Origin of the sequence: Eubacterium sp. AM05-23, from assembly GCF_003477535.1 — a bacterium.
In the GTDB taxonomy this organism is placed as follows: domain Bacteria; phylum Bacillota; class Clostridia; order Eubacteriales; family Eubacteriaceae; genus Eubacterium; species Eubacterium maltosivorans.
This window is the reverse complement of the sequence record NZ_QUDF01000004.1, coordinates 311,901-324,145: the sequence shown is the minus strand read 5'-3', so window position 1 is coordinate 324,145 and position 12,245 is coordinate 311,901. Positions and strand designations below refer to the sequence as shown.

Sequence of the window (12,245 nt, the reverse complement as noted above, 5' to 3'; positions counted from 1 at the left end):
GTGCAGCCAACGGATTTTGCCTATCATTTAACACAGTTTTTATCTGTTTATCTGCCAAACTACGTTGGGGCAAGTAAAAATACCATTCTCTCTTATCGTGATAGTTTTTCATTGTTTTTGCGTTTTAGTCGAGATCACAAAAAGATTGCTGTTGAAAAACTATCCTTAGACATGATTGATGCCCCTTTTATCAATGATTTTTTAGATTGGCTAGAAAGCGAGCGCAAAAACAGCGTCTCAACGAGAAACCAACGTTTGGCCGCTTTACACGCGTTCTTTCGTTTCCTGCAATATGAACAGCCACAGAACTTAGCATCCTATCAAAAAATTTTGGCCATTCCAATGAAACGTGGTGTCGCTGCATCCATGAACTATCTTTCTTTAGAATGTGTACAAAGCTTATTGACACAGCCAGATACCACAAAACTCTCGGGACGACGCGATGTTGTTTTATTGAGTTTACTCTATGACACAGGCGCCCGAGTTCAGGAATTAGTCGATCTTAAAGTTTCCGATATTCGTGTCACTGACCCCATGGTCGTTAAGCTTACGGGAAAAGGACGTAAATCACGTTTGGTTCCAGTCATGACAGCAACGAGCCGATTGGTAAAGCAATATCTTGAAGAATATGGTTTGTGTCATGCCGCTTATGGCGAGTATCCGCTTTTCTGTAATCGTTCAGGAAAAAAGCTAACACGCGCAGGCGTTGCCTATATTCTGAATAAATATGTGAATCAAGCAAAAGCACAGGGCACTTTAGGCTTTCCAGACAAACTTTCGCCACACTGTTTGCGCCACAGTAAAGCCATGCATTTACTACAGTCTGGGATTAATCTTATTTATATCCGGGATCTTCTTGGGCACGTTGACGTTAAAACAACCGAAGTTTATGCACAAGCTGACGAAAAAATGAAACGGGCTGCGTTGGAAGCCGCTTACGAAAGTCCTTCACCAGAAAAAATACCATCCTGGAAAAATGACCCAGAACTTCTCGACTGGTTAAAATCACTGGACTAACAATCTTTTTATGTAAAGTTATTTGAGGAAAATGTCTGTATCTATCCGATGTTTTCCTTTTTTCTTTCCATAATATGCTTCTTTCCATAAGCAACCCCGCCCTTTTGGTTGCACAGCGAAAAAACTTTTGCTTCTTTCATTTTTTGATCCTTTCGATTCTCTCATTAAAATAGCCGCTCAACGAATGAGCGGCTGTCCGTAGGGAATAAAAAAAGGAATACCTTTCGTGTATTCCTAATCTGTTTCTTCCAATATTCTGTTTTCTTCTTTTTTTATTCGCTTTTCGAACTTACTTTTCTTTTTTAAATAATACTTCCAGATTTCTCCATAGGGTATCCAGATATCCGCTGCTTCGATTTTATCATAGACTGCATTGACAATCGCCTGATTGTGGCGCTTGTCCGGTGGCCGGTTGAGGGTTTGATACTGCATTCGGTAAGCTTCATAAAGCCAGGCATTGATCTTTTCGATCTGCTTTTGTTTTAAATGGCCGATGCGCTTATCGGTTCGGAGCAACCGGCCATCAATCTTCTGATGGTTTTTTCTTGACATCGGATTCCTCCTGAATGGTTTCTTCAAATCGGTCTTTCTTTTTTGCCATCGGCCGCTGTCATTTTCAAACTGTGATAATTTGTCACGGTTTAGTTTCCTTCGGCTATTAGCCGTTGTTTATGCTTTCGCCAGTATGCTCCGGCATCTTTGCTTTGGTCAAAACCGCCACACATCAATAACTGAAAAACCATTCTTCTTTTTCTTCATCTCATGCGATGCGGATTGTATCATACTCAAAGAGCCGTATATTTTCCATGTCTCCCTCTTAAATCACAAACATTCTTTTTAGCCGTCGTTCATTGATCGTCCTTGACACTGCCATCCAAAGTAAGCATTGAATCACACTTGACGTTCAACTTCTGGATAGACCTCTTTCTGTGAATAAAACTATCTCTATAATTTATTTTCGGGACTCCTTCTTCCTGCACTATGGTGTATATTTTTAATTTTTTTGACATATTCTCTCCAAATTTGGCGGACAACAAAACATAAGTGTTTTGGTGGCACCTGATGGCATAAGAATTTCAGCATTAGCATTCTCTTTGTTCATACTGTAAATGAATTGCAGAATCCATGCGCAAGGGATATCAATACCTGTTTGTTTTGCCAGTTCAGTTTGTTTGAAAGCACAAGCGATTTTTATTATTCTGGTATCGTCAGCGGCAATCATATCACTTAAGAGGTCGTGGTTTTCACAAAACTTTTTTCCATAGCCACAACAGGTGTCAGCACAAAAAGGAATATATAAATTCCCTTTATTTGTAAACAGAGCAAACGCGACACCCTCATCTACACCGTTTTTATTTATCACTTTTTCTGCTTCACTTGCCATAACATCAAACTCCAAGTCTACTCTCCTTCGTATTCTATATCTTTTATATGACACATTATTCGACTAATCTACATTCGCATTGTACTACAGATAATATTGAAAAGCGGACTTGTATGGCCTGCAAACGCTGATTGATCCATTCCCGGCTATAGCCCTTTTTAAGGTAGGTTTCAAGTGCACGATCAATAGTCAGCTCGGGATCGATGGTTTCTTCAATCCGCTCACTACCCACACGCGCCAGCCAGGCTTTAAAGGGGTCTGCTTTTGGGGATGGAATGGACTGAATAATTCGGAGCAGCTGTTCGGTATCCGCTGCATCGGTCTGCCGCATTTTTCCGTCGTTGGCCTTCATTTTCAACTGTACGATATTTTCGTACAGTTGAATCGCCCCTTCTGATTTCAGCTTTTTTTTAAGTCACTCCAATAACGTCTGGGATTTTCGGCCTCTGTTAAAACTGTAATAACATCAATAATTGAGAAGTACCACGCTTCTTTTTCTTCATCCCATGCGGTGCGGATTGTATCATACTCAAAGAGCCGTATGTTTTCCATGTCTCCCCCTTAAATCACAAACATTCTTTTTAGCCGTCGTTCATTGATAGTGCGTGGGTCCAAAGTTTACTTCTGTTTTTTCTTTGACGCTGTTAACTCAAAGCTCTGATCGAGTAACCATTTTAACTGATCATCCTTGATACTGCCATCTAAAGTCAGTGTCAACCAGTTTTCTTTGTTCATATGATATGCGGGATAGACTCCCTTTTCATTTCTGAGCGTATAGATGAGTATGGGATCACACTTAACGTTCAGAACATCGATCATCCCATTATTAGTCAAGCCTAGCTTACTTTTAGAAATATTCATCATAAGGGCAAACCATTTTTGATTTTCTTTATGTCTGAATACAGAATGATTTGGATACTTCTTCCATGGATTTTCTTCATGTGTGTTATACTGTTCTGCGATGAACCGTATTAACTGCGCTCTGTCCATTGTGATTCCCCTTTTTAAATTCCATTTACCATTCCTACTTATTATACCACTTCAAATGCAACAGAGTATTCTACTCTAAACACTGTGTCTCTCTAAAAATACTATCTGTTTATTCAACAATGCATAGGACTTAAAAACTGCCTTAATCTTTCGTTTTCCTTTTCGCTGTTTTTTCCATATTTTTAATCGTCTCTAAATAGGCTTGTTCTACCGGGGTAACGGTATTAATCTGATATTTTCGATACTCGTCTTTTGCCTTTTTTATCGCCTTCTCATGGCTTACACTGCCAGCATTTGTAAGCAGCTGTTCTCCTGTAGAAGAAAGAATACTGTCTAAATGCTTCACATAATCACTCATATACATGGGTTTTTTGCGCATTGCCTGAATTTCCGCAAAGTCAAAATATCCGGATACTAAATTATTTAAAACTTTCAGTTCATCCTCTTTTAAATAATTTTTTGCGACCACAATGTCTTTTGATGTTGGCACATTGCCTGTAAAAGATGAAAGCCCCATGAATGGTTTTTCTGCATCTGCACGTTCATAGATCACTTCCGCTGCTGTGTGCCCGTGTGCTGCGTAATGCAATTTGTTTTGCACCATTTTGAAAAAGCGGATAGACTCATCACTTTTAGGATCATAGTCGACACTGGTTGCATACAGATCAAGCACTTGTCGATACATTACTTTTTCAGACGAGCGAATATCTCGGATACGATCAAGAAGCTCATGCCAGTAATTTCCGCCTCCTAATTGTTTTAATTGATTGTCATTTATGGTAAAGCCTTTGATCATATATTCTTTTAGACGCTCTGTCGCCCATTTACGAAAATTGGTGGCGATTTTTGACTTAACCCGATACCCCAATGAGATAATCATATCTAAATTATAAAAGGGAAGCTCGCGCGAAACTTTTCGTTTCCCTTCAAGACGAACCTGTCGGAAATTCCGACAGGTTGAATCTTCATCCAATTCACCCTCTTCGTATATATGTTGAATATGCTCTACAACGTTTGTTCTTGAAGTTTGAAATAGTTCTGCCATCTGCTGTTGTGTCAACCAGACAGTCTCATCTTCCATTTTCACTTCTATGTGTGTTAATCCATCTTCGGATTGATAGATAAGAACTTCACCTTTGGTGTTCAATTGTTTATTACCTCTGTTTTCATTTTTATTAATAATGCATTAAATTTTATATTTTCGCTATACTGTTTCTCTTTTATCGGTACGGAATGCCATTGATTATCTGATGTTTTTTACATGTAAGCTCTTGAACAAACTGAAATTTATCCCTTCATCTTGTATAGATAAAATTTCAATTAAGCTTTCTGTTCAAAAACAAGAATCAAAAATGAATATTATTTTTTAAATGGTCTTGAAAAAATATTTCCATCTTCTTGAACCAGTTCCACCATATGTTCAGATGCAAACTGTGCTGCTTTATGCCCTTCTTTTTTAAAATGAAAAAATATCTCTCCATCTATAACTTTTGTTGGACATGTGTATGTTCTGCCACCTGAAGTAATCTGACACCATTTCAAAATCTTATTAATTCCAAGAACTAACATTTTTTCTAACTCTCCATTTTAACACTGGATATTAATCAATTTCTTCAATTACATACTCACATTCCTCATCTTCATCATAATCGTAATCTCCTGAATTTGATATATGAAGAGTTTCTGCGCCTTCTCCTGAACAACTGCATAAATAAAGCGCAGCCTCTTCTGCCTCCTCATAAGTGCCGTACAATCTATCCTCAACTTTACCCTCAAAAATAACCCTATATTTTGACATGATTTTATCCTCCACCTAATTCCGATTTATCATTGTAACATTATTATACCGTTTCTCTCTAAATGCAACAACTTATTTATTCACCCCCATTGCCATAAGCGCTTTCTCGCGCATGCTCTCTCCCAACCCAATGATAATAATGCCGGTACACTGCCACGCCAATACCATGTAAGGCAAAGAGTAGTGCTAGCACTAAAAAAGCTAAACAAAGAATCAGCAGTAATGACAGATCGTTCTTTACGGCCAGGTGTACCGGCAAAGCAATACAACCGATAAAAAGAATGATCAGTTGTCCTACAAAGGCTGGCGGGTAGCACTTTTTGGTTCTTTTCCATTGCAGATAGATCCGGATAATAAACAGACATGTTCCCATACAGATCATCAAGACTAGTGTTGTGATCTCAATTAAGTGGTTAAACAATAGTTGAAGCCACGCTTCCATTTTAAATTTTCCTCCTTTTTTGACCTTGATCTACAAGCCCAACTCCAAGATTAATACGAACCCCTGTTTTTTCAATGCCATCTTTTTGGTTGGAGATTGTTATTACTTTAGTTTTTGCCATGACTGACACCTCCTAAATACAAAAAGCCGCTCAATGTTTTTTGAGCGGCGGACCGTAATAAAAAAGAGAATACTCGTTTAAGTATTCCCGTTATAAATGCTTGTTGACAAGCTTATTTATTATTTTGCCATTACCTGCTTCTAATTCCCCCGAATTCGAGGGAATTAGAAGTTTCATTGTCATTTTAAATAAAGAGACTCTTTCTGGTTTTCCAATATTAACATCTGATGAATCGCGATATTATTTAATTTTAATAAACGTTCACTCTGAGGTAGCCCATCTTCGATCAGCACTGCATTAATATTTTCCATGTTAGACAGACATATTAATTCGTTTATATTCGCATAGTCCCGCATATTTCCCTTTTTATCTGGATTTTTTTCTCTCCACTGTTTTGCGGTCATTCCAAAAAGTGCCATGTTTAACACATCGGCTTCAGACGCATAAACAATGGAAATTTGTTTTGATGTTAATTTTTTTGGTATCAAGTTTTCCTTGATTACATCTGTATGAATCTGATAATTGATTTTTGCTAATTCTCTTTTAGCGTTCCATCCTATTTGCGCCTGTTCTACTTTTTTCAGACGTTCAAATTCTTTAATAAGATATAATTTGAACTGTGGAGAAACCCAGCTTGCAAATTCAAATGCAATATCTTAGTATGCATATGTGCCGCCATAGCGTCCGGCTTTTGCTACAATTCCAATAAAATTTGTTCTCTTCACCCATTGCTTTACAGACATAACAAAGCGATTTAACCCCGCCTCCTGCATAATTGTGTTATATTCATTATGGTTAAAGTTATCATTATACATTTCCTCCCAATCTGCTTAGTGTCAGCATTGCACCTAAATTCCATTCATCCATGCTTCTTTCTCCTTTTCAAATACCAGATGCCCATTGCAATCCCCACTAAAGATACAAAGGAAAAAAACAATTCCTTAACAGGTATCGGTTCTTCCATCGTATCAAGCTTCACTTCTGCGGGGCCTTCTTCCGCCCGTTTTCCACGAACCAGCAGCCGATGGCTGTTGATCCGGTACGGCGTGCAGGTTAGCAGGGTCACATAGTCCTGGTCGGGTTCGATCCTTAAGGCTTCGGTCTGGTTCGGCTCGACGGTCCGCATCTGGTCCACCTCATAAGTCAAAGTCTGGTCTAAAACATGCAAATAGAAACGATCCCCCATTGCAAGTTTGTCCAGATCGGTAAAAAGCTTTGCCCCGGAATAACCGCGGTGGCCGGTCAAAACAGCATGGGTACCGGCTCCGCCCACTGGAAGGGAGGTGCCTTTCAAATGGCCAACGCCTTCGGACAGAGCGATGTCGCCAGTCCCGTGATAGATGGGCAGGTTGACTTGTATCTTTGGGATTTCCAGGGTTCCCATGGTGTCATTGATGTTTAAAATTTCATTGTACGCATCGGTATGCTCTGGTTGTTCCTCGGAAAAGGGATCTTCAATGACGCCGGTACTAAGCTGTAAATTGTAACTGACAGCCCTTTGATACTCGGCCTCCAGCCGCTGTGCGTTCATTGCTTCGGCACTTAGCTGATAATCCTCGATGACCTTTCCCTGTCTTTGGGAGGCCAGAAAATAGACGATGTCGGTGAAAAAGAGACAGCCGATCCCTGCTAGAAACAAAGTGGCGATTAACAGTGTGGTTAAAACCCGTTTCATTTTCTGGCCTCCTTTTTAAGTTTTTTATCGCTTTTTTTCCTGTAGGTGTCTACGAACTAAGATAACGGTCGCTCCACCAGCAAGTAAAATCAATACTGCTCCGATATAAAGTGGTGTCATATTTCCCACGCCACCAGTGTAAGGCAGATCATAATGTTTAATATTCTCAATGACGATCCTGTTTGCATCATTATGGCTGTTTGAATTGACGGTCACTTTCACTGGGTATTTGAGCAGGTTATAAGGCTTGCCATTTGTATCGACTGGAGACTGTGTTTCTACCACCCAATAATTGGTGCTGTCTCCATAATAGGCATCTTGGCCTTTTTTCCCATAGGCCAGTCCCCAGAAGTGGGCAATACCGTTGGTGTCTGTGGTCACTTCCCAGTCAACGCTGTTGTTGGCCGGGTCCTTGACCGCGTTGATGTTTTTCTTGGCATCGGCTTCGGTGCGGTAGACTTTAAACTTAGCACCCTGGAGCTTGACGGTGTTGTCCTCGGAATCGACCTTCAGCAGATTGACGCCGCCGGTATGGACTTCGGGTTTTTCCTTGACGGACTGCGGTTCAAAAACGATGTCCAGGTTGTTCGTGTAATGGATGGTTGCACCGTTTGGAATGGGCTGTCCCAGGCTCCCCTCGGCGGTTTTGTTCACCAGGGTGTTGAACTCAAGATTCAGTGTCGCGGATACATCTTCCTTGTTTGGCAGTGATTTGGCAGCGGTCTGCTTACCGATGGCGGTCAGCTGGACGGTGAGTGTCCGGCTGTTGGCGGTGTTTGGTTCTGTCACGGTGTAGCAATCTGGTGTCATGAGCACGCGGTTTTTGCTGGTGTCCACGCGGTAAACCTTTAGGCTCCCGGGAACATAATCCAACCGGGTGTCGATGGTATCAGTGACCGTGTAGTCTTTACAGGTTGCCACATCATCCGGCAGCGTGGTTTCGATAATCCACTTCACGCTCTCGCTGATGTCCGCGGTATCATGTTTGTTTTCCAGTTCGGTCACAAACTTGTCAATTTCTGGCCCCGGTTTAATTTTATTTTTCGGGAATACATGGACGTTGTAGATCCACCCGTCGCCGGTGGGGTTGGTGAGGGGCACAGATACCAGACACGGGTCGGCCTTGACGGCTACCGCCGGATTGGTTTGTTCTTCCACTTTGTAGACGCCCATGGGCAGGTTGCTGTTGCCGCGGATGGTCACGGAGCCGTCGGCGCCGGTAGTGACCGTTTGGATGTTCCAGGTGCTGTCCACCTTGGTATGGTCCGTATCCTGCATCTTGGTCACTTTGAACTGGATACCTGGAAGTGGGATGGCGTCTGCCGGAACCACATCAGTCTGCTGGCCGGTGCCTTCGGTGGTCGAATGGCTCATGTCTTCCATGTGGTACTTATGGATGGTCAGGCTCCGCTCAACTGACGTATCGGGCGATCCGGTAGCTGCGAATGATGGTGTGCAGCTTGTGCATAAAACGGCGAATGACAGGGCAATGCCGCCTAATTTCTTTAACAATGGGTTATTCTTCAATTTCATTTTGTTTATCCTTCCTTTTTCCTTTTGAATTTCTGCTGTTTCTCTTTTTGAGGACAAGGGCTAAAATGCCCGTCGCAATCAATAAAACAATCCCGGCAAGTATCAATGCGTCGCGGTGGTCACCACTGCCGCCTGTGAAGGGCAGTTTATAATTTTTCTGGTTATCGACTTTCAGAACACCGCCATCTTTTATAAATGCCGGGGCGGTTCCTTTGGTGGTGATCTTCACGGTTTCAGACGCTTCGGGGTCAACGGTCACGCGCCACTGTCCCATGGGCTTGGCGTATCCGCTGACGGTCTTGGTTTCCACGAGCTGATATTCTCCGGCATAGAGATTACCAAAGTCAATTTTCCCGTCTGTGCCGCTGATCCGGGTGCCGACAACGGTCTGCCAGCAGGATTTAATCTTGTCATCCTGTAGATTGTTATGCGTATGTTTTTCATTACAGCCATACAGCACAAAGGTCACGCCCTTAAGGGGATCTTTGGTTTCGACATCCCTTTTAATAAACTGAAAAGGGACTTTCTTCGGCTCATTGACCGTGGAGACCGTCACTACGTCCCGGATGCCGTCAATGGTGAAAGGTAATTTTGTCTGATCCAGTTCATAGCCTTTTGGTGCTGCAATTTCCTTGAAATAGTAATCTCCAAAGACTAAATCGGTCACGTTCCACTGCCCGTTTTCATCGGTGACGCCCTGTTTGATCAGGTTATCTTTGGCATCGTAGAGCCCGAAGGTCGCACCGGCAAGCTTTTCCTTGGTACGGTTGTCGGTCTTTTGAAGCTGCGCATCCCCGGTGGCTCCGGAAAAGCTTGCACGGAAGGCTCCGTTTAAGGGACTTCTGCCAACGGCCAAAGATACAAACATCCGCTGGGTGTCGGGTACATCGGGATAGTAGATCACACAGGCGTCAGGATTCCCGGCGTCAGAGCTGTGGGTCTTGGTGGTGGTTGGCGTAATGGTTGCAGAAATCTGACCTTGATATGCCCCGTCAGCCCACAACATAAAGTCATCATCGTCATAAATGGTCATGGAGCCGGTATAATCGCCGTAACTTTGGCCTGCGGTATTTCGGGCAATGGCATGGACACCATCGGGCAGGTTGACCGTATAATTTCCATGGTCTTGAATATTGTTACAGTAGGTTTGAAACCATCCTGTTTCCTGGCGTTTGGTGTTCTGGTTCCAGACGGCTTCCTCACGTTCGGGGACAATGGACCAACTGGCCTCCCAGTTATTGGGGTTTTGATAGCTCTTATTGTAGACCAGATCGGCGACAACGGGATCGGTCAGATAATAATCCACGTAGCTGGATATCCCGGCGATCACACGGATCGCTGCCCATGTCTGAACATAATATTCCCCGCTGTTTCCATCATGGTAGCCCCAGTGCATAACGTTTCGGATGCGCCAGCTCTGGACGTTATTAGTGTCGCGAATATAGGTGATCAGATTTCCCGGGCCGACAACTTCACTCGGAATATTGAGTGAAGGATCGGCGCAATAGGCGATCTGATCCACACCATTGTCGGATATTCGAATAATCGGGCTGGTTGTCGTGATAATATCAGAGCCGTCTGGGCTGGCAAAATCGCTGCTGTAGATCACGCCATCGTCCCAGCCCGCGGCCCGCTGGAATTTCTTATAGTAGGGTTCATCCCCAAAGGACTTACTGGCCAGGGTTCGCAGGCTGGTGGAACAAGTCACGATCCCGCCGGTTTTTGTTTCTCCGAGAATGTAGTTGCCGGAAGCATCTCTTTTGCCGGTATCCTCAGTGGCCTGTATCCCGTTGGTTTCAAGGACGGTTTCTTCCTCGGGCGTCAGGGGTGTTGGTGTGATTGCGGTCTCTGTTTTACTTTCTGCCTCAACCTCTGCAGCTTCAGTTTCTATCGAACGACGGCTTTGTTCTTCGGCTTTTACTGAATCTTCTACCGTAAAACCAGTGCCGTAAAACAGCATCAACAGAGCCACTAAAACAACGGTTACTTTTTTAAATTTTAGGCTCATTGGGTTCCTTCCTCCTTTTTAAATTTGTTTTCACTTTTGACCTCCTTCATGTGTATTATCTATGTAAACCGCCAAAAGGCGTTTGTTGTTGGTCATTGGGACCGATTTTCTTGAATTGACCCCAATACTTGAAAAGAAATAACGAGGGGGGGGCTACCTGATTTGCACAGGCCAAACTTTTGCCCCCAGAATATAAAAAAGCAGCCTTCAATATTTTGATTGAAAGCTGCTGATCAGCGGCATCGAACGCTCTTATTTTTTTCTTGTATTCTTTTTTCCCGATTTTCCACAAGGTGCTTCAGGTCGTCATTCCAATCTTTGAGGTTTGGTAAATGTTTATAGAAATGCGCCCCGTCCTGGAAGCGCTCTGGGAAAGTATCCTGAAGAACAGCTTTTGCCCTTTCCATAAATTTCTCGGACGGGATTACGCCCATGGCATTGCGCGCATCGTTATCCACGCAGAATACGATCTGGTCAATCTCGGGATGTTCACTCAGGTAGGTCCGAATCGGTTCATATTTGTGCCCGTTGGTCGAAATAAAATGATCTTCGGTGTTATGGAGGTATAAAGGATTTTTCATGCTTTGAATGGTGATATAGGACATGAGATCAATGCAGGCTTCAAAGATCAGGAGCCGGTGATTGCTACCTTCTTTGGTAAAGCCATACCGCTCATCGCTTCCCGGCACAATGAATTTAAAGGGGGCTTTTCCTTCACGATCACAGGTGCCGCGCAGAAAAGCGGAGACTGGCTGACCTTTTTCATTGTAACTTAGAAAAACGCAGTTGTTGTGTTTGTCCATGTAGAGCTTCTTCTGCTCAATAAAATACTGAACAACGGGCTGGCTGATCTTACGGGTTTTGATGAGGTAGGCAAAGAGGTTCCGATAGGGTTTCTTTTTTTCAGGAAGCACAAATGGAACCGGCGCTTCTTTTTCTTTTGTACCCGGCTCGGATACTATCCGACCCGCTGGTATCGGTATTTGCTCAGGCGTGCCATAACATCCATAATCCAAGAGTCGCTGCATAGCTTCCTTCCAGCTGATATCATGGAGCCAGGTGACGAACTGGACAATCCCGCCGCCGATACCGTCGTAATGGTAATGCCATTCTCTGCCGTCAAGAGTCAGTTCAAGGCTATCGATCCCTTTGACCAAAACATGTTTTGGCCGGTAATCCAGTTCTAGGCCTACCGCTTGGGAATAGTCGAGGATGCTGATTTGATTGGCGAAGGTGATTTGATCATCACCGTACATTTCATGCTCCTTTCCAATAAA

Annotated in this window: 13 protein-coding genes and 2 pseudogenes; 1 reads left to right on the top strand and 14 read right to left on the bottom strand. The window is 43.1% G+C overall.

What is annotated here, in order from left to right; genetic code table 11:
• Window positions 1-1,017, top strand: coding sequence for a site-specific integrase (locus DW091_RS07405; RefSeq protein ID WP_118517851.1), 1,017 nt, complete (start codon window positions 1-3; stop codon window positions 1,015-1,017).
• Window positions 1,018-1,251: 234 nt separating this feature from the next.
• Here the strand turns inward: DW091_RS07405 and DW091_RS07400 are convergent, their stop codons facing one another.
• From DW091_RS07400 to DW091_RS07335, 14 genes and pseudogenes are all read right to left on the bottom strand, one after another.
• The gene (locus tag DW091_RS07400; protein ID WP_118517817.1) at window positions 1,252-1,569 is read right to left on the bottom strand and encodes a transposase; all 318 of its coding nucleotides are present in this window, start codon (window positions 1,567-1,569) and stop codon (window positions 1,252-1,254) included.
• A 442-nt stretch (window positions 1,570-2,011) separates the two neighbouring features.
• Window positions 2,012-2,401, bottom strand: a complete 390-nt coding sequence (locus tag DW091_RS07395; RefSeq protein ID WP_147365281.1) for a hypothetical protein — start codon at window positions 2,399-2,401, stop codon at window positions 2,012-2,014.
• Between the two features lie 103 nt (window positions 2,402-2,504).
• Window positions 2,505-2,953, bottom strand: a pseudogene (locus tag DW091_RS07390) (Bro-N domain-containing protein); the annotation flags it as partial.
• A gap of 66 nt (window positions 2,954-3,019) precedes the next feature.
• On the bottom strand, window positions 3,020-3,391 hold the full coding sequence (locus DW091_RS07385) for an MmcQ/YjbR family DNA-binding protein (protein ID WP_118517815.1): 372 nt from the start codon (window positions 3,389-3,391) through the stop codon (window positions 3,020-3,022).
• Window positions 3,392-3,533: 142 nt separating this feature from the next.
• Entirely contained in the window at window positions 3,534-4,538 is a 1,005-nt protein-coding gene (locus DW091_RS07380) for a virulence RhuM family protein (protein ID WP_187368460.1), read from the bottom strand.
• A 212-nt stretch (window positions 4,539-4,750) separates the two neighbouring features.
• Window positions 4,751-4,960 carry a hypothetical protein gene (locus DW091_RS07375; protein ID WP_118517814.1) on the bottom strand — a complete coding sequence of 70 codons (210 nt, stop codon included), beginning with the start codon at window positions 4,958-4,960 and terminating at the stop codon, window positions 4,751-4,753.
• A gap of 31 nt (window positions 4,961-4,991) precedes the next feature.
• Window positions 4,992-5,189 (bottom strand): hypothetical protein, encoded by a 198-nt coding sequence (locus tag DW091_RS07370; protein WP_118517813.1) that lies wholly within the window; start codon window positions 5,187-5,189, stop codon window positions 4,992-4,994.
• Window positions 5,190-5,265: 76 nt separating this feature from the next.
• Entirely contained in the window at window positions 5,266-5,631 is a 366-nt protein-coding gene (locus DW091_RS07365; protein ID WP_118517812.1) for a hypothetical protein, read from the bottom strand.
• A 1-nt stretch (window position 5,632) separates the two neighbouring features.
• Entirely contained in the window at window positions 5,633-5,752 is a 120-nt protein-coding gene (locus tag DW091_RS20510; protein ID WP_224168761.1) for an AAA family ATPase, read from the bottom strand.
• Between the two features lie 179 nt (window positions 5,753-5,931).
• Window positions 5,932-6,576, bottom strand: a pseudogene (locus tag DW091_RS07355) (KilA-N domain-containing protein); the annotation flags it as partial.
• A 35-nt stretch (window positions 6,577-6,611) separates the two neighbouring features.
• The gene (locus tag DW091_RS07350) at window positions 6,612-7,427 is read right to left on the bottom strand and encodes a class C sortase (protein ID WP_118517811.1); all 816 of its coding nucleotides are present in this window, start codon (window positions 7,425-7,427) and stop codon (window positions 6,612-6,614) included.
• Window positions 7,428-7,451: 24 nt separating this feature from the next.
• On the bottom strand, window positions 7,452-8,960 hold the full coding sequence (locus DW091_RS07345) for a SpaH/EbpB family LPXTG-anchored major pilin (protein ID WP_118517810.1): 1,509 nt from the start codon (window positions 8,958-8,960) through the stop codon (window positions 7,452-7,454).
• Entirely contained in the window at window positions 8,944-10,968 is a 2,025-nt protein-coding gene (locus tag DW091_RS07340) for a SpaA isopeptide-forming pilin-related protein (RefSeq protein ID WP_118517809.1), read from the bottom strand. The genes DW091_RS07345 and DW091_RS07340 overlap by 17 nt, the downstream gene beginning before the upstream one ends.
• A gap of 233 nt (window positions 10,969-11,201) precedes the next feature.
• A complete protein-coding gene (locus DW091_RS07335) occupies window positions 11,202-12,224 on the bottom strand; it encodes a DUF3991 and TOPRIM domain-containing protein (protein WP_118517808.1) in 1,023 nt (340 codons plus the stop codon).
• Window positions 12,225-12,245: the final 21 nt, after the last annotated feature.